A 21,254-nucleotide genomic window follows, 5' to 3' on the forward strand; every position below is an offset into this window, starting at 1 on the left:
CCAGCCTCTTCTGCCCCTGGAACTCGCCTTGATCTACCCCATCTCCGCAGCCGCGCCGGACCTACGCATCACGGCCCCGAGCCTCGCCACCCCGTTGATCGGGTCTCTCTGCTCGGGGTACGGCGGCCTCGACCTGGGCGTGCAGTCCGCGCTCGGCGGCACGCTCGCCTGGCACGCCGAGGTAGACCCGAACGCCTCACGCATCCTGGCCCGCCACTGGCCCGGCGTCCCGAACCTGGGCGATATCACCGCCGTCGACTGGCGCACCGTCCCCCGGGTGTGCGTCCTGACGGCCGGCTTCCCCTGTCAAAGACGTCTCGGTCGCCGGCCGCCGGGCCGGACTCAACGCCCAGACCCGCTCCGGGCTCTGGCTGCACGTCGCCCGTGCGGTCGCAGCCCTCCGACCCTGCCTGGTTGTGATCGAGAATGTGCGCGGCCTCCTCACCTCCCCCGCCGGTTCCCCTGGCGACGTGGAACCCTGCCCGTGGTGTCTGGGAGACACCGCAGGTCAGCCTGCTCTGCGGGCACTCGGTGCCGTACTCGGATCCCTGGCCGACCTCGGGTACGACGCGAAGTGGCTCGTGCTTCGCGCCTCCGACGTCGGGGCCCCGCACCGCCGCGAGCGGACCTTCCTCGCCGCATGGCCCGCCGGGCACCCTGCTGAAGACGCCGACCAGCAACATCGGCAAGAACGGCGGCAGCCAGCATCCATCGAAGAGGAAGAGCGGGGGCCACGGTCCGAACCTGGCCGACGAGGTCGAGTGGCTGCTGCTGCCGACCACGAAGGCGTCGGACGGAATCAAGGGCTCACCGAACCAGCGGCACGGCAATGGCGACATGACCCTGCCCAGCGCGGCTGCGTCGTTGTTGCCGACGCCGAGGGCCAGCGACACGGGCACCCCGGGCCGCCGCCCCGGGAAGGGATGGCGGCCTCCCTTGTCGGCGGTGGTCCTGCCCCTCTGGACGCAGGAGAAGCCGGAGGCGGAGGCGCGGACCGGCGATGGGGAGCGTACGGATCCGCCATCACCCGATGGGAGAGCCTCACCCGCCCGGCCCCGGCTCCCACGGACGCGGCCGGTCGGCTCCGCGCGGACTTCGTGGAGTGGATGCAGGGCCTTGACGCCGGCTGGGTCACCGCGACTCCGGGGCTCGGCCGTCCAGCGCAACTCACCGCGCTCGGCAACGGTGTCGTCCCACAACAGGCTTCGCACGCCTTGCAGTTGCTGGCGCCACCCTTCCCCCGCTGTCCCCGCTGCGCCGACCGATAGCGCTCCACTACCGCGATTTTCCGGCCGCACCAAAACGCTGATTCTCCGGATCCTCTCGGGCATGTCGCCGTCTCACAGATGGAGCACACCCTCATGGCCGACACCAGCCCGACCTCCCCCGGCCCCGAGCCGTACCGCGTCCCCGACGCAGACCTCGACGACCTCGCCAGCACCCTCGCCAAGACCATGGCCGAGGTCAGGCAGCACGGCATCATCCTCGACCGCCTCGGCTCCGAGCCCGACCCCGGCGCCATCCAGCCGCCGGACGGCGCTCCGGAAGCCGAGGCGGCTGACGGGAAGAAGCCCGACGGCCCCGCCTCGGTGTTCATCCTCGCCCTGGGCGGCAAGGAGTATGCCGTCGAACTCGCTGCTCTCAGCGACTGGGTGAACTACCTCTTCCTGCCGGTGTACGGCCGGGAGATCAGCACGAGCCGTCCCTGGTGCGCGCACTGGCACGAACACCCCGAGGCCGTCGCCCGGCTCCACGCACTCTGGCTCGCCTGGCAGCAGTTCACCGACACGGAGGCCGGCCTGTCCGGCCCCTCGACCTGGCACCGCGACCACCTGGACCAGACCCTGGCGCACCTGCGTGCGCCCGACGGTCCGTTCGCGGCCTGCACGACCAGCGCAACTCGCCCCAATCACCGGGTGCTGGCCACCCCGGCGCCCGAGCAGGCGGGGGTGGCGGCGTGAACGACCTTCTCGACTTCGGCCTCGACGATCTCTCGCCGGTCAACGACGACTCCGAGGAAGCGATGGAGGCTCTCTGGGCTGGCGACCTGACGGTGCTGTCCCAGCACCACACCACGCCCAACGGTTCGCACAGCTTCGTCCTCGCCCACGACCGATCGGTCACCTGGGGGATACCCGGCGAGCCACAGCTCGTTGCGATCGCGGTCGCTCGGGATCTGCGGCAGTCCACGTTCACGTTCGAGACGAGTCACCACGCCACGGCGTCCTTCGCGCAGAACTGGCTGGCAGAACGTGGCTGCCCGCTCGAACGGATCGCACTGCACGGTGGCGACTACATCGAGCCCGCCGACGACCTCACCCTCCAGGTGGAACAGCAGATCCAGAAGTCGGGCAGCCGCTACGAGGTCCTCGACACCTACACCTCTGACGACAACCCCAGCGAGGCGTGGACACTCGTCAACGACTCCCAGGCCACCCAGGCACCGGTTCGCCTCTTCTACGAGGAGTGGAACCACGGTGCCGGCACGTACACGATGCGCGAAGGGGCCTTCCCCGACGTCGGCGTCGCCCAGACCTGGCTGGACGAGCGCAGTGAACCGCTGCCCGAGCCTCCGGAGTACAGCGACCACAACGGTGCTGTCGTCCGGGCTCGCATCGCTCGCATCGCCCTTTCCCGGTCCGCCGGAACCTCTCCGACGCCGCAGACCGGGCTCGACGCGCCCCGCGCGTCAGCGGCGGTACCGGTCCAGCGCGCGGTCCAGGGGAGGCCGCTGTGAGCCGCGCCCGCTTCGCCTTCGCCGCGCACCCTGACGCCATCGCCGACCTGCGGGAACTCCCCTCTGAGATGCGCGATTTGGCCTTGCTGGAGCTGCAGAACCTGGTCCACGGAAGCGACGACTGCTTGCCGTTGAAGGGCCGTCTCGCCGGCTTCCACAAGGTGTACGTCGACCCGGCGGTCTCTTACCGGCTGGTCATCCAGTTCCGCCAAGCGCCACCGACCTCGACCCACAAGCGCGAGATCTACCTCGTGGCGGCTGGCAGCCGGAAGGACTACGCGGTCTACCGCGCGGCCCACCTGCGGACCGAGCCTCAGCAAGGGCTCGGCCCGGACTCCGCCACGGAGGCCCGCGTGCAGGCCGCCCGGTCTCGCTCGACGCTCACCACCGAACGGCCGGCAACGGGCCGCGCGGCTGCCCCGTCACCAGCGCCACCCTCGGCCACTGCTTCTCGAAAGGTCGCCCAGCGATGACCAACGACCGTACTGCGCTGACCCGTTCAGAGCTGGCGGATCTCCTCACCGAGGCCGCTCAGAACGTCGGCGGCATCCCTGCCGCCGAGTACCCGACGGCCGCCGCCCGCTCCTACCTGCATCCCGTCTTGGGTCCGCTGGCCGCTGGGCCCCGCGTGATCACCGAGCTGAACGACCGGTTCGAGGGCTTCGTGGCCACCGAGCCACTCCCTGCTGGTTCGGCGGGCCTGTTCGCCCTGGCCTCCTACGCCTCCGCGCTGGGGTGGCTCACCGAGTCGTTCGCCGAGCTGACCTCCTCGGTCGACGAGATCTGCACCCGCGTGGGCATCCCCGCGGAGCCCTGCGCAACGATCGGCGCCCCGACCGGCCGAACCGATCAGGACGACGAGTTCGACTTCGCCTTCAGCGCAGTTGAGTTGGAGGCGGTTCGCAACGCAGCCGAGGCCGCCGGTCTCGCGCCGGATGACTACGTCGAGGTTCTCTCCCAGTCGCTGCTCGCCGCCGCCCGGATCACCGACGCCTGCATGGAGATCTCCAGCGGCCTGCTCGATGACGCCGATCTGCTCCGCGAAGCGAGCGACCGCCCCCGGCTCGGTGACGATCCCGGGAGCCTGCCCGCTCTGGTCCGCTCCCTGCTCGCCCGGATGGAGGCGACGGTGTGAACCCGTACGACGCAGACACACACCCTGGCCCCTATCTCGTCGTCGAAGTGCTCGGTGTCGGGGACGTCAGCGTGCCCGCCCTCGCACATGGTCCGGAGGAGCCGCTGCACCAGGCCGCTACACGCGTCATCGAAGCCGCAGCGGCGCTGGACGAGCGACACGAGAGCGTACTCAACGCGGTCCAGCGCGCTCAGCGGCTGCTCGAAGGCACTGGTCGGGGTGAAGTCGGCCGAGCCCAGGTCTCGTACGCGCTGCTGCACACAGCTCTCCCGGACCTCGGAGACGGCCTGGCCCAGCAGGACCGGGCATACAGCCAGCTCGTCGAGTCCCTGTCCGCCTACCGCCGGCTTCTTTCCTCGCCCGAGCCTGCTCAACACGCGAGCAACAAGAGCCACGGGCAGGGCCAGAAGACGAGGCCTCACCGGGACGACGACTGGGCCGTCGCCGGGGAGCGCGGGCTGGTCGCCCTCGAAGCGGTTGCGGCCGGAGGTGTTCGCTTTCGCCACAACGCGATGGGCGAGGACCCGTACATCTCGCGGGAGAAGGCCCAGTGGCAGGACCCGGCGGTCTTCCCGCAGACCGTGCAGCGGCTGGTCGCCGACGGGCTACTGCATCAGGACATCACCGAGAACGTGTACCGGCCCGGCCAGCTCCTCTCGCTCACTGCGCAGGGGGAAGCCGCCCTGCGTGATGGTCGCGCGACGACCTCCCGTGTGTCCGCCGCCCTCGGCCGCACCACCACGCGGACCACGTCAGGCGCGCTCTCCGCCCCGGCCGCCGTGCCCGTCGCAAGGACCTCCCTCGCGACCCCCCGCTCACGCTGACCTCATCCCGATAAGGACCCCACCATGGCTACCCCCGGCCTGCCTCCCACCTTCTCCATCGCTTCCATCGACGCCCAGCGCGTCGAGGAGGCTCTCGCCCGGATCGGGCCCAAATGGACCACCTGGACCGCGATGACCCTGGCCCAGGTGAAGGGCCCCGTGCGCGTTCGCGACGTTGCTGCGCAGCTCCCCTTCGTCAGTGAGCAGTTCGTCGGCAAACGGCTGGCCACGATGCACGCTGACGGACTGGTGATCCGCGATGATGACCGGCGGGGTGCGCCGTACCGGCTCAGCGCGCTCGGCACGTCTCTGGCCCCCGTCCTCCGCACGGTCTCGGACTGGTCCCGCACCCACCTGACACAAGAACCGATAGCCGAAGCCGAGCGTGTCGAAGACGCGCTGCGCCGCCTGCATCTTCGGCACTCAACTGCCGTTATTCAGGCCCTCGATTCGGCTGACGGCCAGATGCGGTTCGTCATCGGAAAGTGTTGACCTGAGCGCATCTCGAAAATTGCCAGGTCAGATACCCCTGCTTCGGTCGCTGTGCGACGTGCGGACGCCCAGAGCGTCACGGCAACCAATCCGTCCGTCCTCTTCAGGTGGAGAGCTGGCCTGCCCAGCGCGCGCGTACGAGCCCGCTCCCGCTGGGTCCGCACGCTGCGGGCCCTCATGACCCTCACCGCTTCTTCCGCCGCCTGGTTTTGTAACCGGCGCGGTGGATCTGCCGCCGCACATGGCCGAGCCCGCCGTACCGCAGGCCTGCTACTTGTCGTCGAGGTCCGCGGCGCGGCGTGCGCCTCGTCCGGCACCGGGCCGAGGAGCCGGCGGTCCCTCCACACTTGCGTCAACACAGCTCCCGGCTCCGGCACGCCATTCCTCTTCGAGGATGCTGAACACCAGGCTGTCCCGCCAGCCGTCCCGGATCCACGCCGTGTGCCGATGGTGCCCCTCGTACGTCATGCCGAGCTTCTCCAGAACGCGGGAAGATCCCCGATTGCGGGGGTCGCACGTGGCGTGGATCCGGTGGAGTCCCCACCGGTCGAAGCCCAGCGAGATCAGCGAGCGCCCGATCTCTGTGCCGATGCCCTGCCCCCACACCCTCGGATGCACGACGTAGGAGACCTCACCCTGGCGCTGCGTGTGACTGCGGACGTGCAGCACGCCCATACCGACAACGGCGTTCCCGAGGCGCGCCACGTGGGCCAGTCTCCGCAGCGGTTCGTGTGTCCAGGCTTCGGCCGCCGCCCTCACGAAATCGCGGGTCTGCTCCTCGGTGTTCGGCCCCCAGGGCTGGAACCGGCAGGCGTCGGGCCGGCCGGCCCACGAGTGGACCGCCTGCCAGTCGGTGAACACGATCCTGTGCAGAGTCACCGGTACTCGGCTCATGGGCTGATCGTCTCAGCGGGAGCCGCGCTGGTGGTCGGTTTCACGGGCATCCGCTCATCGCAGGACGTCCCCGGTGGTCAGGAAGCTCGCCAGTTCACCGCGTGTCGGGAGCAGTTCGCAGTCACCGGGGACGGACACGGCGTAGGCGCCCACGGCGCAGGCTGTCCGGAGCCGTTGGACTGGGCCGGCTCCGCTCAGGCGTTCTGCCAGGTATCCGGCGACGAAGGCGTCGCCGGCCCCGACGGTGTCGACGACGGGAACGGACAGCGCCGGTTCCTCGTGGATCGCGCCGTCGATGTGGGCCGTGCAGCCCCTGGCGCCGGTCTTCACGACCACCTCCCGCGGCCCGGACGCCGCCAGGTCCACGGCCAGACGCTCCGGAACCTCCGTCTTGGAATCGAGCACGAGTTGGGCTTCCTCGAGCCCGGCGAAGACGATGTCCGCCTGCGCGACGAGCCGTCGCAGCTCGCGTCCGGCGGTGTCCGGGTCCCAGAGCTTGCTGCGGTGGTTCACGTCGATGCTGACGAGTACGCCGTTCGCTTTCGCCACGGCGACCGCGTCCCGGGCGGCCTGGCGGGCGGAGGCGCTGAGGGCGGGGGTGATGCCGGTGAGATGCAGGATCGCGGCCCGCCGGACCGCGTCGACGGGGATGTCGCGGGAGGTGAGGCGGGAGCCGGCCGATCCGGCCCGGTGGTAGTCGACATGGACAACGGTGGCGGCACGGTGGTGGCGGACCATGAGGCCCGTGAAGGAGTCGTCCCGGAGCGCCATGGTGTGAATGCCTTCCGCCCTCAGGCGGCGTCCGACGAGATCTCCGGCCGCGTCGCGCCCCACCCGGCCGATCCAGGTGACCGGGGCCCCGAGGCGCGCGGCGCCGATGGCCACGTTGCTCTCGGCACCGCCGATACCGAAGGTGACATCGCGTGCGTATTCCAGGGTGCCGATCGTGGTCGCGGTGATCAGGCCCATCGTCTCGCCGAAGGTGAGCAGACCGCCGTCGGTTCGCGGTGCGGGCGTGGCTGGGGAGCCTGTCACCGGGCGGCCCTGCCTTCCCGGACGGCCGCGAGGGCCTGACGGCAGCGGCCAGCGAGGCGGTCGTCGACGCCCTCCGTCGCCGCCGTCCCGATCAGCGGCGTGCCCAGGCCCACGGCGGCGACCCCGGCCGCGATCCATGCCGGGATGTCGGCCAGGGAGATACCCCCGGTGGGGATGAGGGGGATGCCGGGAAGCGGGCCGAGCAGGTCCGAGACGTACCGGGGCGAGACCGCCGAGGCGGGAAAGAGTTTCACGGCGGGTGCGCCGGTACGAGCGGCGGCATGGATCTCGGTGGGGGTGAGCGCGCCGGGGTAGGCGGCCACGCCTGCGGCGCGGGCCGTTCGGACGACGTCGGGCGCCGCGACGGGCGAGACGAGGAAGCGGGCACCGGCATCGACGCAGGTCTGCGCCTGGCCGGCGGTCAGGACCGTGCCCGCTCCGATGACCGCCTCCCGGCCGTAGGCGGCCGTGAGTTGACGGATGCACCGCAGGGCTCCGTGAGTGGTGAGGGTGATCTCGATCGCGTGGACCCCTGCGTTGAACAGCGTGTCGGCGATCGCGGGGAAGTGCTCGGCGGTGGGGGCGCGCAGAATCGCGATCAGACCTCGGGAGGTGATCTCCGTGGTGATCGGGCATTCCGGCTGCGCGGGCGCCGGGGCGTCGGCACTGGTCATTCCGCTTGATGTCCTGTTCTGGGGTGGATGCCTGGTTTCCGGGACCGGCCCGTGTGCGGGCGATCGCGGGCTGTGTGCACCGGGAGAGGTGCGAATCGGCAGGGGGCCGCGCTCCGCCGGCGACGGGAGCGCGCGCCCGGAAGCACCTGCTCCTCGGAGGGCGGTCGGCGGCCGACGGGCGGAGCAGGATGCGGGTTCCGCTCGTTGTACTGTGCCGGGAGGTGCCGGGCCTCCTAGTCCGAGGCCCGGCACCGTCTCGCCGCTCAGGCGTGGGTGACCTGGAGCTTGTAGATGGTCACCTGACCGTAGTTGGAGCTGCTGCACGGGGAGGAGTTGCCGCAGTTGGCCTGGGTGTAGCCGCCGGCCTTGAAGTAGTTCCCGGACGCGGTGTGCGCGATGGTCGTCTGGAGGACGCCGTTGTAGTACACCTTGATCTGGCCACCGCTGACGACGAACTTGCCCTCGAAGACCGTGTTCAGCTGGTAGTTGCTGGTCACCAGCTTGTGGTGGGTGTTGTCGCCCTTGGTGATGTAGAGGCTGGTGCCTTCCAGACGGAAGACGGTGACGTCGTCGTCGCCGTCGTGGATCTGCGCGCCGACGACGTGCGGCTTGTCGTTGGGCAGCTTGTTGAACGCCTCCCGGAAGGTCATGGTGTGGGTGCCGGACGTCGCCGACCACGAGGCGTTCTTGGTTCCGTTGTCGGTCATCTCGCGCAGCTCGGCGCGTCCGTAGCTGGAGTTGGGTGTCGTGACGGCGTTGACCGCCGACCGAAACTGGACGCCGGTGCACTTGGAGTTCACCGTGAACCAGGGGCTGGACGAGAAGGTCGCGAGAGCGGGCTGCTTGACCTCGGTGGGCGAGCCGCTGGAGCCGGTCGGCAGGGTGACCTTCCAGTTGGTCAGGTTGAGCTGCTGGGCGGGGTAGTCGCACGGGGCGGCCGCGGTGGCGGTGCCCCCCGTGACGAGCGGGAGGGTCAGGGCGGCCAGGGCGGAGAGTGCGGCCACTCCGGTGGTGGCGAGAGTGCGCTTGCGGGTGCGGCTCATGTCTGTTGCTTCCTCACTGTCGTTGTGACTCTCGGTTGTATCGGTGCCTTCTTCTGCGGTCAGCAGGGACGCGACGGCTCGTACTCGTTCCCGTACGTGCCCGTCGCGTCGCCGCCGGTGTTGCCGGCCAGGGTGTTACCGCACACCCGGCCCTGCGGGGTGGCCTCGAACTTGATGCCCCCCGCAGCGTTGGAGAGGAGGACGTTGCCCTCGATGGTGTTGCCGGTGCCGTCGCTGGGGGTGTCGCCGCCGACCCGGACCCCGGCACCGACGTTGCCGTACGAGCGGTTGGCCCGGAATGTGTTGCCGCTGCCGCGCGCGTCCAGGCCTGCGGAGTTGGGGTCGAGCTGGCCCGTACAGTCGTTGTGCTCGACGAGGTTCGCGGTGGAGTTCTCCTTGATGTCCACGCACTCGTTGCCCTGGGTGTCGATCCTGTTGTGGTGGATCCAGTTGTCCCGGCTGACGTCAGGCCGGTCGTCCGGGGCGCCGTTGAGCCCCTGCTGCTCGGGGGCCGTGCCCAGGTAGACGCCCTCACCGACCTTGCCGCCGTCGGCGAATCGGAAGTCCCACACCCCGCATCCGGTGATCCGGTTGTGGGCGACCTCGGCGCCGGTGATGAGGTAGCGCAGCCGTACGCACTCCTCACCGGCGTTGCGGAAGGTCATCCGGGAGATACGCAGCCCGTCGACACCGTCTCCCGGTGTCAGGCTCATGACATACAGGAGCTTCTTGCGGTAGCCGGACTTCTCGTCGGCGTCACCGACCAGGCCGTCGATGGTGAACCCCGTCAGCCGGACGCGGTCGTGCTGGATCTCCCCGATGGCACGGCCCTGACCGGATCCCTGGACCACGGCGGACGGGGGCCCGGTGAGGGTGACCCCGGGGCTCCGGCTGACGAAGTTCTGCAGGTAGCGTCCCGGTGCCAGGTGCACGGTCGATCCGGGTCCGGCCACGTCCAGGGCCCGCTGGATGCCGGCGAAGGGAGCCCGGCGGGTGCCGAGGTTGGTGTCGCTGCCGCCCGGTGACACGTAGATGTCGTGTCCGCCCCGGGGTGCGGCGGCGGACGCCGCGGGCACGGAAGTTCCGGTCACCGCTAACAGGGCGGCCGCAGAAGCGAAGTACCGGATGAGTCTCATGCTGGTTTCCTCGGGTTCAGAGGTGCGTACAGGGACAGAGCCAGAAGAAGGGGAACGGTGGGCCCGAGCAGCAGGGGGCCGAGAGGAACGGGCAGCATCGCCGGCGGCACAAGCAGCAGGGCGAGCAGCAGAACCAGGCCGCGTCGCGGCGAGGCGAAGGCGAGGACGGCCGCGCGGCGGTGGAGCCCGTCCTCAGTACCGACCGCGAGCGAAGCGGCGAGTGAGAGCGTGTAGACCGCCAGGGCGGCCATCAGGGCGAACTGGACGGGAAGCAGGACCCATGCCGTCGCACTTGCGCGGCCCAGCAGGAAGAGGCAGTTCATCGCGAGGACGGCGATCAGGGCGCTGGCTGCGAGGGCGTCCTTCCACAGGGCGCGCCAGCAGCGCGGGAAGGCACGCAGGGTCCCGGTGAACGGCCTGCCACCGCCGTCCTTGCGCCAGTCCTGCAACGCGACGGCCGCGGCGGCCAGGGCCGGAAGCCAGGTGACGACGCCGAGTGCCAGCAGGCAGAACGCCGCTCCCGCGAGTGCCGGCTGTGCGACGAACTCCATGGCGCGCAGTGCACCTCGCTCCCAGCCCTTCATGGTCTGCTCCCTACGCGCCGGTGGTCTCGGTGGGCAGTACGCCGGTGAACGGCTGGTCGGACCGGAGCCCCACGGCGCCGTCGATGTCGACGCGGCTCGCCCGTACGGCGGCGACCCGCGTGCCGGAGAGGATGACCGCGGCAGCGTCGGCGCTGACGCGTTCCGTCTCAATGACCCCCGCCCGGGGAGCGAGGAGGACCAGTTCCGTCTCGCCCCCCTGGCCGACGGACACCGCGTGCCCCTGGTCCGAGGCCAGGAGCACGGCCGGGTCCGGCCGCGGGCCCAGCGAACCCGTGCTGTCGAGGACGGTCAGGAAGGTGGCCGTGCGGGTCCTGGGTGTGGTGAGGCGCAGGGTGTGCATGGTCTTGCTGACCTTGAGGCTGGGGGTGCTGGAGGTCGGGTTCGCCTCCACCTCGGTGCGGTCACGCATGGCCGTCGCGTCCGTGGGCAGCAGCCGGGTGAGCCGTGCGCTCGCCGGCCCGGACTCCAGTCGCCAGCCGTCGGGGTCCAGTTGTGTCGTGGGCCAGTCGGAGTGCAGCAGATACGTCCACTCGCGCGGCCCCTCGGCCTCGAGCTCGTCGAGGACGACCACGCGCCCCAGAGGCGTCACCACCAGCGTGCGGTCGACGCGCCGTACGCCGAGCCCTTCGGGGAACATCGCCGCGGACTCCGCCGTGGCGTGGGCGAATCCGTCCTGGGCGAGCACGTCGCGTACCCGCGCCCGGCGCTCCTCGGGTATCCCCTCGTACACGTGGTAGCGGCCCTCGTCCGCCCAGCCCTGTCCGTCGACCAGGACCAGGTTGTGGTGGGCGGCGCGCTTGTGGTTGCTGTAGCCCTCGTCCACGGCGAGGAAGGCTCCGTGTGAGTGGAGGACGAAGGCGCCGGCGTCGGGGTGGTGGTGGCCCGCGCTCATGGCGTCCCAGTCGCCGACGGCCTTCAGCCGGTGCCCCTCGTCCCAGGCACGGTGGCCGCCGCCGGGCGCGGCTTTGAAGCTGACGCAGGTGGCGGCGCTGTCCCAGCCGGTGCGTGCGGTGATCTGCCCCAGGTCCGGGAAGTACGCCGTGCCTGGCTCATGGTCCGGTGCCACGGGTGTCACCCGCGGGTCGTACCAGAGCAGTTCGAGGAAGGCTTCGGGCATGACACCGGGACGTACACCCGACTCGTACGCCTCGCGCCAGAAGTGGCGCTCCGCGACGAGGTTCCCCAGCCACTGCGCCGTGCCGTCCTGGTAGGCGGAGGCCAGACGGTAGTAGAGGGCGACGCTGTGGCCGCTGCGCCGGTCGTGGCAGTCGCCGTGGTCGATGTTCTCCTCGAAACCCGGCGCGCTCTGGTGCAGGCGCCAGCGCGTGGTGTTGCGCAGGAACCCGCCGATCGACCACAGATCGGCCCGCTCCTGGCGCTGGATGAGGTCGGTGTGGATGGCGAGCCACGGCACTCCGTACCGCCAGTAGACAACGCCCTCCGCGTCCGAACCGTCCTCGGGAAGCATCCTGAGGACGGTCTCCAGGTTGGCCCGGGCGGCCTTGCTCCACTCGGAGCGGCCCAGGGCGTAGCCCGCGGTGGCGATGCCGGTCCAGCAGATCCAGTTGTGGTTCTGCCAGTACGCGCTCGACCACCAGCGGCCGGAGGTCTCCTCCGCGAAGGAGTGCAGCCGCTCGCCCTGAAGTTCCAGCTTGGCGCGCAGGATCTCACGCCGCTCCGGCTCCAGGTCCTCTCCCAGCCAGGAGTACGCGAGGGAGAGGCCGTGCAGCAGCCAGCCCGCGTCCAGGTCGTGGTCGGGCATGTGGGCGCGCCCCCAGTGGGGGAAGGCCACGCAGGTGGAGATCCAGCGCCACGCCTCTTCCAGGTACCCGCGCTGGCCCGTGAGCCGGTAGGCGAGCGCCAGGTTCGCGGCGGCGGGGCCGAAGTAGGTGATGCTCGCCTCGGGGTGCTCCGTGGGCGGGTTCTGGCGGCGGTACCAGTCGCACTGCTCGTGCAGCCTTCGCCACTGCGCGGCGTGCGTGCCGTTCAGCTCGCCGCGCAGTGAGTCGAGTCGTCCCTCGAGAAGCAGCATGCGTTCTCACGCTCCGATGGGATGGGTGGCGACGGTTCCGTCGGCCAGATCGATGTGGACGGTCTGTTCGGACAGGCTCACCCGGCGGACGGGTGGCGCCGTCTCGGCGGACTGGTAGACGGACACGAACACGGCGCGTCGGCCAGTGAGGGACCAGTCGACGCCCTGCCTGGTCCGCGCCGGATCGTCGGCGGGCCCGGGGTGGGCGACGACGGTGAACTCCGCCTGTGGACGCGAGGCGTGGCAGCCCGTCAGGACGGCGGACTCGCCGTCGCCCCAGACCGTGCGTGCCCGGTCGGGGCCCTGGGCCACGACGTCGAGATCGGTGCCCGGACGCAGCTGGGCGGTGAGCCGGCGCTCGGTGGCGGCCTCGAGGACGAGGATGTCGAGCAGGTAGCGCCGGTCGGTGACGACGCGCCGTGTCGCCGTGACCCCGTCGTACGCCTGCTCGCACCGTCCGGTGTCGCCGTCGAGGACGGCGTCGCAGGGGCGCTGTTCCGTCTCGTCGACCCGGAAGGTGGGGTGGGCCGCCGTGCTCGCGTAGTACGCGCGCAGGTTCCGGTGGGCATACGGGACCTGTCCGGGGTCCGGTTGCCAGGCGGTGCCGTCGTCCCCGTACAGATAGAGCGCCAGCTTGTCCTGGTGCCCGTGTCCGCCGCCGTGCGGTCCGGCGTCCAGCAGGGCGTGGACGCCCGCGGAGCGGAAGACCGCGAACCCGGCGTCGGGGAAGGTGTGCCGCGGCGGCGGCGCGGGGAGCGGGACGCCGGTGAACCACCCGTCGAGGTCCGCGGGGAGTGCAGCGGTCGAGTCGCGTTCGGCTGCCTGGGCGACGGCCTTCAGCGGGGCGTCCGCGAACAGTTGGGCGGCGAGCGCCGCCACCTCCCTGATCTCGGCCGCCTGTGCCTCGCGCCGGTAGGGGCCGTCGTGCAGGGCCGGCAGGGTGCCGTCCGGAGCGGCGATGCCGCCGAGCGCCGAGACCATCGCGCCCAGTACGTTCGCGATGTCGGCGGGCAGCTGCTCCGGGCGGGCGCCACGCAGCGCGAGCAGATAGGCGTGCAGGACGAACAGGTGGTAGTAGGTGCTTGCCTCCCACTCCCAGCCGTCCCGGTGGACCGCTGTCCGCATGTGGGCGGCGAGACCGTACTCCTGGGCGAGACCGATCGCGTCGGGCTCCGCCCCGGTGATCAGATCGGCCGCGCAGCGGCAGGTGATCTCCGCGGCTGCCAGCCAGGCGGTGTAGTTCGAACGGGCCTCTCCCTTCCGCAGGAGCTCGGCCCGCGCTGCTCCCGCCGCTTCCCGGAGCGATTCGAGGAAGGGGACGAATTCGTCCAGTCCGGGGCCGTCGGGGTCCTCCGCCAGCGTGCGTACCGCGTGGGCGATGTTGACGGCCCAGATGGCCTCGGTCAGCGCCTGGTGGAAGAGGCGTCCGCGCAGCATCCAGTCGTCGCCGCCCGTGTGCGTGCCGGGCAGACCGGCGTAGAGCTCCGCGTACTCGCACAGCACCGCCACGGCCTCTCGACGTTCGTCGGGCGGGCCGGATGCCAAGTGCCGCAGGCACCGGGCGGCCTCCTGATGCGCCAGTACGGTCCACGCACCCCGTATGGCGTCCGTACCCAGACGGCAGCCGTACCGGCAGGCGGCCCCGCCGCCGGGGAAGGCACCACCGAGCAGGTCGCCGTGGTCGAGCTCCACGCCGTGGGCCGGGCAGACGTAGGCGTGCCACCACCCACCGGGCTCCGACGGGACAGTCAGCGCGGCCATGCGCCGCCGCCGATGTCGAAGGTGGCGCCGGTCACATATCCGGCCTCGTCCGAGGCCAGGTAGACGGCCGTGCCCGCGACGTCCTCCACGGTGCCCGCCCGGCCGATGGGCAGCTTCTCCACAATGCCGCGGCGGGCCTCGGGCGCGGTGAACGTGCCGTGGAAGGCGGTGTCGCCGATGTAGCCGGGAGCTAGGCAGTTGACCGTCACCCCGGAGCCGCCTACCTCCTTGGCCAGCCCCTTGGCGAAGCCGACCACTCCGGCCTTGGCCGCCGCGTAGGCGGTCGCGCCGGGACCGCCGCCGTCGTGGGCCGCCTGCGAGGCCATCAGGATGATCCGTCCCGCGCGCCCGGCATCCCGCACGTGCGGCAGCGCGGCCCGGCAGGTACGGAACGCGGAGACGAGATTGACGTCGATCACGCTGCGGAAGTGTTCCTCGGTCATGTCGGAGACGGGGACCCGTCCGACGAGATGCCCGGCGTTGGCGACGACGATGTCGAGGCCGCCGAGGAAGGCGACGCTCTCGTCGACCAGGCGTTCGACAGCCGTCGCGTCCGTGACGTCCGCGGCGACGGCGGTGGACTTCCGTCCGAGCGCGCTGATGTCGGCCACGACGCGCTGGGCGGCATCGGCTGAGTGACCGTGGTGAACGATCACGTCGGCGCCCGCCCGGGCCAGGCCGAGCGCGACGGCCGCGCCGATGCCGTGCCCGGCGCCGGTGACGAGCGCACGGCGCCCCGTGAGGTCAAAAGGCATGAGGAGTTCTCCGGTTGGTCTGTCGGATCTGATGTGTCGCGTTGAGCAAGGGGCCTATTTGATGCCGGAGTTGGCGAAGCCCTGTACGAAGTACCGCTGGGCGAGCAGGAACAGCGCCACCATCGGGACCGTGGCGAGCGTCGTGCCGGCCATCATGTAGGCCCAGGCGTTCTGGTCGGCCTGCTGGAAGGCGGAGAGTCCCACCTGGATGACGCGCAGGTCGGTGTCGGTCGTGATGATCAGGGGCCACAGGAAGTTGTTCCAGCTGCTCTCGAAGGTGAGCAGGCCGACGGTGGCGATGGCCGGCTTGACCAGGGGTGTCATCACCCGGGCGTAGATGCCGAACTCCCCCATGCCGTCGATGCGGGCGGCCTCCTCCAGTTCGCGTGGCAGCGAGAGGTAGAACTGCCGGAAGAGGAAGATGGCGAAAGGAGTGAGTGCGCCGGGAACGATGAGACCCCACCACGAGTCGAGCCAGCCGTGGCCGCCCCTGCCCAGATAGTCGTTGCCGCCGAAGAACGGGATGCCCTTGGCGATCAGGTACTGGGGCACGATCTTGGTGTAGGTCGGAATCATCATGGTGGCCAGGACGCCCATGAAGACCACGGTGCTGCCCCGGAACGGGATGCGGGCCAGGGCGTATCCGGCCATGGACGCCAGAGCCAGATTGAGCGCGGTGTGCCCGAGCGAGATGAACAGGCTGTTGCGGAAGTAGGTACCGAAGGGGGCGTACTCCAGGGCCTCCGGGTAGTTGTCCCAGTCCCAGATCCGGGGCAGCAGCCCAGGGGGGTAGGAGGCCAGGTCGGGATCGGTCTTGAGCGATGTGATGATCATCCACAGAAAGGGGATGGCCATCGCCAACGACACCGTGCCGAGCACCAGGTGCAGCGCCACGCGTCGCAGTCGCCGGGCGAGCAGGGGTCTGCTCGTACGCGGCGGCACCGCGGTTGCGGCGCCGGCGGAGAGCTTCTCAGCGGACATCGTCTTCCTTCCCGGTGAGACGTCGGCTGATCAGCATGAGCACCAGCAGGAAGGCGAACAGCACCACGCTCTGAGCGCAGGCCGCACCCATGTTGAACTCCTTGAACGCCGTGCGGTAGATCTCGTACGTCATGACCGTGGTCGAGTTGCCGGGCCCTCCGTCGGGCGTCAGCACGTACAGCTGGTCGAACGCCTGGAAGGAGTCGATGATCGACACCACCAGGACGAAGAACGTCGCCGGTTTCAGCAGCGGCAGGGTGATGGAGAAGAACTGCCGCACCTGTGAGGCGCCGTCGATCCTCGCCGCCTCGTACACGTCGTCCGGCATGGCCTGCAGGGCGGCCAGGTAGATGAGCATCTTGATGCCGATGCCCTTCCAGATGCTCACCACGATCACGGCGGTCAGCGCCCAGTCCGGGTCGGCCAGCCACACCGGCCCGTCGATGCCGACCCAGCCGAGCATCGTGTTCACGACACCGAGCCGGGGTTCGAACATCCACATCCACACCAGGGCGATCGCCACGGTCGCGGTGACGTGCGGCATGAAGACCGCCGTCCGGTACCAGGCCGACCCTCGCATCTTCACGTTGAGCAGGAGCGCCAGGACGACCGCGATCGCCATGGCCACCGGCACGGTGAAGAAGGTGAAGACGACGGTGTGCCAGATGGACGAGTTCCAGGTCGGGTCGCTGAAGATCTCCTGGAAGTTGTCCAGACCGTTGAAGGTGACCGTGCCCGCGAGGATGTCGTAGTCGGTGAACGCCAGCGCGAAGGTGGCCACGACCGGGATGCCGATCCACCACACGAGATGGATGACCGAGGGCGCCAGCAGGAGGAGGGCCACCCGGCGTCGTTCGTGCCCGAACTTCTTTACGCGCCGGGGCCGGTCGCCGCGCCGCGGCGATCCCGACGATCCGGTGTATCGATGCACTTCGGGGCGTCGAGTTGCCGTCTCCACGGCCGGATGGCTGGGCACCAGGGTCACGCCCCCTTGGCGATGATGGCCTCGGCCTTCTCGGCCAGTCCCCGCAGGGCGTCGGCCGGGCTGGACTTGCCGAGCAGGGCGCTCTCCAGAGCCGGCTTGAACTCCTCACGGATCTCCAGCCAGGTCGGCACCCCGCCCTCGGAGAAGGCGTGGTCCAGGTTGTCCACCGCGAACGAGACGAGCTTGTTGCTCCGCACGTAGTCGGAGTCCGCCGCACTGAGGACCGCGGGGATGTTGCCGCGCTGCTCGGCCGCCTGCGGCGACACCTTCTCCCCCGACAGGAACTCCACCAGGGCCTTGGCCTGCTCGGGATACCGCGTCTTCGCCGACAGAGTGGCCAGCGTGCCACCCTGGAACAGCGCCGGACGCTGCTGCTTCAGCATGAACCCGGCGATCTTGTCCTCGGCGATCAGCTCCGGCGCACTCTCGGAGACCTGCCGCCACATGTCGTTGTGGCCGACCATCATGGCCGCCCGGCCCTGGACGAGGGGCGCGACGACCGCTCCCTTCTGGGTGAAGCCGTAGTCCTCGATCTTCTCCGTGCGGATGATGTCGACCATCCACTGGAGGGCGTCCACGGCCTCGTCCGAGTCGAAGACGGGCTTGCCATCGGCGAACAGGTCGGCGCCGTGCGCCCACATGACGGGAAGGTAGGTCTGGCGCAGGTCGTTGCTGAGGATGTCCACGCCGGCCCGTGTCAGCTTGCCGCCCTTACGGACGGTCAGCTCCTTGCCCATCTCCTTCAGCTCGGTCAGATCTTTCGGCGGCGCGTCGATCCCCGCCTCGGCCAGGATGTCCTTGCGGTAGATGCCCATCCGGGTGTCGAGCAGGATGGGGCGGGCGTACGTCTTGCCCTCGTAGATCCCGGGCTGCACCACACGCGGGTTGTACAGGCGGTCCAGCTCGGACTGACGCGCCCCGAGATCGGCGAGCACACCCTTCTCGACGAAGGGCGGGATCCAGCCGACACCCATCAGCATGACGTCGTAGGGCTGTCCCCCCACGATCGACGTGGCGAGCTTCTCGTTGAGCTTTCCGTACTCCGTGTAGTCCACCTGGACCCTGACACCCGGGTGGTCCTTCTTGAAGTCCGCGAGCAGCGAGGTGAGCAACTTCTGCCCGTCCGCCCGGTCGAAGATCGGGGTGAGCAGCCGCAGAGAGGCGTCACCGCCTCCCTTCTCCTGAGGTGCGGGACCGCCGCACGCGGACAGCGCGGCGCCTGCCGCGGCCGCGGCACCCAGTCCGAGGAGTCTTCTTCTGGAGAGGGGCGACGTACGTGGGCGCATAGGAGACTCCCGGCTGAAAGGTACGTACTGAGCGGGTGACGAACTTGCGTTTTGAGTAGTGCATCGATTTACTGGTGTTTCGATGCACGAGACTAGGAACGGCAGTACGGGCTGTCAACACAGCGGAAACATTTGGTTTCCGATTCATAGGGAGTGGGGTCAGTGGCCGGGGTAACGATCTACCAGGTGGCACAGGAAGCGGGGGTCTCCCCGAGCACGGTCTCCAACCTGCTCAACGGCCGGAAGGGCAAGATGCTGCCCGAGACACGGTCCCGGGTGGAGTCGGCGATCCGCCGCCTCGGCTACCGCCCCAACCGCGCCGCCCAGCAGCTGCGCACCGGACGGATCCAGATGCTCGGCCTCATCGTGCCGTCGGTGGCCAATCCCTTCTGGGGCACATTCGCCCGGCATCTCGAAGCAGCAGCGCTGGCAGAGGGTTTCTACATGCTCCTGTGCAACAGCGAGCGAGACCCGGAGCGGGAGCGTCGCTACGTGGAGGAGCTCTGGGGCGACGGCATCGGCGGGGTCGTCCTGTGCTCGTCCCTGCCCTCGCTCGACCACGTGAAGCCCACCGTGGAGGCCGGACTGGGACTCGTGGCCTTCGACCGCACCGCGCAGCCCGGTGATCCGCACCGCACGGTGAACATCGGGACCGACAACGTTCTCGGCATGCGCCTGGCGACGGAGCACCTGCTGGCCCTGGGCCACACGCGCCTGGCCTTCGTGTCGGGTTCGATCGGAAGCGTCAACCGGGCCGAGCGCTACAACGGTTTCCGGCAGGCCCTCGACGCCGCCGGTCTCCCCCGGTCGGCCGGCCTCGTGTGGTCGGGAGCCGACACGGTCGACTTCGACGACCGGGACGCCGCCGAACTCGGACGTGTCGCCGCGCTTGAGATCCTCTCTGTGCCCCGGCCGCCGACCGCGATCGTCGCCATCAACGACATGTGCGCGCTCGGCGTCATCGCGGGCGCCAGGGAGGCGGGCCTGGCGGTCGGCCGCGACGTCTCCGTGACCGGTTACGACGACATCATGCTCGCGGGCATGGCCATGCCCGCGCTCACGACGGTGCGGCAGCCGGTGGAGGAGATGGCGGCCACCGCGTTCGCCAGGTTGCGCCAGGTCATGGATGGTGACGGGGAGACCGGTCAGTCGATCCTGCACCGGCCGACCCTGGTGGTCCGCGACTCGACCTCGGCGCCCGCGATGTTCCCGGTCGCGTAGCCGTACCGCTTCTTCTCGCCACGACCCGGACCTGGGCTCTTCATCACCGCACCCGCTCAAGCAACAGGCCCGCCCCTCGCGTCGAGGTGCCGACAGACTGACGCGCTGACGGTCGACGGGCGGTCACGGCCGCCCCGGCGCTTGTCGAGGGCAAACCGCCGGCGCCCCCGGTGGCGCCGGGAGCCGTGCCCTGAAGCCCCGCCCGGCGCCCATCGGACGACGACCAGGAGGCGAACCCGATTGACTACGGAACCCGGAACCGGTTCCGCCCCCACACCCGACCCACGTCCTCCGTCCCGCCCCCTCTCCGCCAAGGCCCCTATGCTGTCCTCACTGAAGGTGAGGAACTACCGGCTGTTCTTCCTCGGCCAGGTCGTCTCCAACAACGGCACCTGGATGCAGCGCATCGCCCAGGACTGGCTAGTCCTCAGTCTCACCGGCTCATCGACCGCCGTCGGCATCACCACCGCCCTGCAGTTCCTGCCCCTGCTGCTCTGCGGCCTGTACGGCGGCGTTCTCGTCGACCGCCTGCCCAAACGCCCCATACTCGTCGCCACCCAGGTGGCCATGGCCCTCACCGCGCTCGCGCTCGCCGTCCTCACCCTGACCGACCGGGTCCACGTCTGGCACGTGTACGCCGCCGCCTTCGCCGTGGGCCTCGCGACCGTGCTCGACAACCCCGCGCGCCAGTCCTTCCTCTCCGAGCTGGTCGGCCCGGAACTGCTGCGGAACGCGGTCGGCCTCAACTCCGCGAACTTCCAGTCCGCCCGACTGATCGGTCCGGCCGTCGCAGGCCTGCTGATCACGGGCATCGGCACGGGCTGGGCGTTCCTCCTCAACGGCGTCTCCTTCGCCGCGCCGCTGGCCTGCATGACGCTGATGCGGCGCCGCGAACTGCACGCGGTCGAGCGCGCCCCGCACGGAAAGGGGCAGCTCCGGGAGGGCCTGCGGTACGTCGCCGGTCGCCCCGACCTGGTCTGGCCCATCGTTCTCGTCGGCTTCTTCGGGACCTTCGCCCTCAACTTCCCCGTCCACCTCTCCGCCTTCGCCGACGACGTGTTCCACGCCGGGGCGGGCGCATTCAGCCTCTTCAACACCCTGGTCGCGGCGGGCTCCCTGGCAGGCGCGCTGCTCGCCGCCCGACACGAGAGAGCGCGGCGGCGGCTGCCCTTCCTCGCCGCACTGGCCTTCGGCGCGCTGCAGACCGTGGCCGCCGTGGCACCGACCTTGTGGAGCTTCGCGCTGCTCATGATCCCCATGGGCCTGTTCGCCATGGTCGTCAACGTCACCACCAACGCCACCATGCAGACCTCGACCGCCCCGACCTTCCGCGGGCGGGTCACCGCGCTGTACATGATGGTCCTCCTCGGCGGCGCGCCTCTCGGCGCTCCGGTCGTCGGCCTGATCACCGACACATACGGCGCCCGGTCCGGCCTCGCGGCGGCGGGCACGGTGGCGGCTGTCACCGCGACGGCGACCGGCCTCCTCCTGGTCAGAGCCGGCGGCCATCGGCTCGCGGTCGGCTGGAGCCGCCACGTCCCACGGATACGAGTCGTGCCCCGAGAGGCGGACGGGAGAGCGGACACGCGTCCGTGACCGGCATCCGCCCCGGCGGGGCGGATGCCGGTCGGATCGCCTTCGGTCACGCCCCAGGCGTC

The 21,254-nt window shown here is 70.2% G+C and carries 20 protein-coding genes and 2 pseudogenes; 10 read left to right on the plus strand and 12 right to left on the minus strand.

What is annotated here, in order from left to right:
* Positions 1-139: 139 nt before the first annotated feature.
* The 8 genes and pseudogenes from ACFYNS_RS07865 to ACFYNS_RS07900 all read left to right on the plus strand — a co-directional run.
* A pseudogene (locus ACFYNS_RS07865) lies at positions 140-241 on the plus strand (DNA methyltransferase); the annotation flags it as partial.
* A 121-nt stretch (positions 242-362) separates the two neighbouring features.
* Positions 363-1,268 (plus strand): annotated as a pseudogene (locus ACFYNS_RS07870) (DNA cytosine methyltransferase); the annotation flags it as partial.
* Positions 1,269-1,361: 93 nt separating this feature from the next.
* Complete coding sequence (locus tag ACFYNS_RS07875; protein WP_164181842.1) at positions 1,362-1,961, plus strand: DUF4913 domain-containing protein; 600 nt, start codon at positions 1,362-1,364, stop codon at positions 1,959-1,961.
* Positions 1,958-2,737 (plus strand): glycosyl hydrolase, encoded by a 780-nt coding sequence (locus ACFYNS_RS07880; RefSeq protein ID WP_164181840.1) that lies wholly within the window; start codon positions 1,958-1,960, stop codon positions 2,735-2,737. Before ACFYNS_RS07875 ends, ACFYNS_RS07880 begins: the two co-directional genes overlap by 4 nt.
* Positions 2,734-3,210, plus strand: a complete 477-nt coding sequence (locus tag ACFYNS_RS07885) for a hypothetical protein (protein ID WP_164181837.1) — start codon at positions 2,734-2,736, stop codon at positions 3,208-3,210. Before ACFYNS_RS07880 ends, ACFYNS_RS07885 begins: the two co-directional genes overlap by 4 nt.
* Positions 3,207-3,872, plus strand: coding sequence for a hypothetical protein (locus tag ACFYNS_RS07890; RefSeq protein ID WP_164181835.1), 666 nt, complete (start codon positions 3,207-3,209; stop codon positions 3,870-3,872). Before ACFYNS_RS07885 ends, ACFYNS_RS07890 begins: the two co-directional genes overlap by 4 nt.
* Positions 3,869-4,696 (plus strand): large ATP-binding protein, encoded by an 828-nt coding sequence (locus ACFYNS_RS07895; protein ID WP_358721296.1) that lies wholly within the window; start codon positions 3,869-3,871, stop codon positions 4,694-4,696. Before ACFYNS_RS07890 ends, ACFYNS_RS07895 begins: the two co-directional genes overlap by 4 nt.
* Before the next feature lie 24 nt (positions 4,697-4,720).
* Positions 4,721-5,188: a helix-turn-helix domain-containing protein gene (locus ACFYNS_RS07900; protein ID WP_239105452.1), complete on the plus strand. Its 468-nt coding sequence runs from the start codon at positions 4,721-4,723 to the stop codon at positions 5,186-5,188.
* 270 nt (positions 5,189-5,458) lie between these two features.
* Here ACFYNS_RS07900 and ACFYNS_RS07905 read toward each other — a convergent pair whose 3' ends face one another.
* The 12 genes from ACFYNS_RS07905 to ACFYNS_RS07960 form a co-directional block, all read right to left on the minus strand.
* The gene (locus tag ACFYNS_RS07905) at positions 5,459-6,082 is read right to left on the minus strand and encodes a GNAT family N-acetyltransferase (RefSeq protein ID WP_164181831.1); all 624 of its coding nucleotides are present in this window, start codon (positions 6,080-6,082) and stop codon (positions 5,459-5,461) included.
* A 54-nt stretch (positions 6,083-6,136) separates the two neighbouring features.
* Positions 6,137-7,117, minus strand: a complete 981-nt coding sequence (locus ACFYNS_RS07910) for a sugar kinase (protein WP_164181829.1) — start codon at positions 7,115-7,117, stop codon at positions 6,137-6,139.
* Positions 7,114-7,791 carry a bifunctional 4-hydroxy-2-oxoglutarate aldolase/2-dehydro-3-deoxy-phosphogluconate aldolase gene (locus tag ACFYNS_RS07915; protein ID WP_164181827.1) on the minus strand — a complete coding sequence of 226 codons (678 nt, stop codon included), beginning with the start codon at positions 7,789-7,791 and terminating at the stop codon, positions 7,114-7,116. The genes ACFYNS_RS07910 and ACFYNS_RS07915 overlap by 4 nt, the downstream gene beginning before the upstream one ends.
* Positions 7,792-8,054: 263 nt before the next feature.
* On the minus strand, positions 8,055-8,834 hold the full coding sequence (locus ACFYNS_RS07920) for a polysaccharide lyase family 7 protein (RefSeq protein ID WP_164181826.1): 780 nt from the start codon (positions 8,832-8,834) through the stop codon (positions 8,055-8,057).
* Between the two features lie 59 nt (positions 8,835-8,893).
* Entirely contained in the window at positions 8,894-9,925 is a 1,032-nt protein-coding gene (locus ACFYNS_RS07925) for a DUF1565 domain-containing protein (RefSeq protein ID WP_239105451.1), read from the minus strand.
* A 41-nt stretch (positions 9,926-9,966) separates the two neighbouring features.
* Positions 9,967-10,554 carry a hypothetical protein gene (locus ACFYNS_RS07930; RefSeq protein WP_164181822.1) on the minus strand — a complete coding sequence of 196 codons (588 nt, stop codon included), beginning with the start codon at positions 10,552-10,554 and terminating at the stop codon, positions 9,967-9,969.
* Between the two features lie 10 nt (positions 10,555-10,564).
* Entirely contained in the window at positions 10,565-12,607 is a 2,043-nt protein-coding gene (locus ACFYNS_RS07935; RefSeq protein ID WP_388601528.1) for a heparinase II/III family protein, read from the minus strand.
* A 6-nt stretch (positions 12,608-12,613) separates the two neighbouring features.
* On the minus strand, positions 12,614-14,368 hold the full coding sequence (locus tag ACFYNS_RS07940) for a heparinase II/III family protein (RefSeq protein ID WP_388601530.1): 1,755 nt from the start codon (positions 14,366-14,368) through the stop codon (positions 12,614-12,616).
* Entirely contained in the window at positions 14,356-15,123 is a 768-nt protein-coding gene (locus tag ACFYNS_RS07945; protein ID WP_388601531.1) for an SDR family NAD(P)-dependent oxidoreductase, read from the minus strand. Before ACFYNS_RS07945 ends, ACFYNS_RS07940 begins: the two co-directional genes overlap by 13 nt.
* Positions 15,124-15,177: 54 nt before the next feature.
* A complete protein-coding gene (locus ACFYNS_RS07950) occupies positions 15,178-16,104 on the minus strand; it encodes a carbohydrate ABC transporter permease (protein ID WP_234353213.1) in 927 nt (308 codons plus the stop codon).
* A complete protein-coding gene (locus tag ACFYNS_RS07955; RefSeq protein ID WP_388601533.1) occupies positions 16,094-17,089 on the minus strand; it encodes a carbohydrate ABC transporter permease in 996 nt (331 codons plus the stop codon). The genes ACFYNS_RS07950 and ACFYNS_RS07955 overlap by 11 nt, the downstream gene beginning before the upstream one ends.
* Positions 17,086-18,375 carry an ABC transporter substrate-binding protein gene (locus ACFYNS_RS07960; protein ID WP_164181813.1) on the minus strand — a complete coding sequence of 430 codons (1,290 nt, stop codon included), beginning with the start codon at positions 18,373-18,375 and terminating at the stop codon, positions 17,086-17,088. Before ACFYNS_RS07960 ends, ACFYNS_RS07955 begins: the two co-directional genes overlap by 4 nt.
* Before the next feature lie 162 nt (positions 18,376-18,537).
* Between ACFYNS_RS07960 and ACFYNS_RS07965 the strand changes: the two genes are divergently transcribed.
* Together ACFYNS_RS07965 and ACFYNS_RS07970 are read left to right on the plus strand one after the other, a co-directional pair.
* Positions 18,538-19,596 carry a LacI family DNA-binding transcriptional regulator gene (locus ACFYNS_RS07965; protein ID WP_388601535.1) on the plus strand — a complete coding sequence of 353 codons (1,059 nt, stop codon included), beginning with the start codon at positions 18,538-18,540 and terminating at the stop codon, positions 19,594-19,596.
* Positions 19,597-19,836: 240 nt separating this feature from the next.
* Positions 19,837-21,192, plus strand: a complete 1,356-nt coding sequence (locus ACFYNS_RS07970; RefSeq protein ID WP_164181810.1) for an MFS transporter — start codon at positions 19,837-19,839, stop codon at positions 21,190-21,192.
* The last annotated feature ends 62 nt before the right edge of the window (positions 21,193-21,254 follow it).

It is taken from the genome of Streptomyces sp. NPDC006925 (assembly GCF_042869575.1).
Taxonomy (GTDB): domain Bacteria; phylum Actinomycetota; class Actinomycetes; order Streptomycetales; family Streptomycetaceae; genus Streptomyces.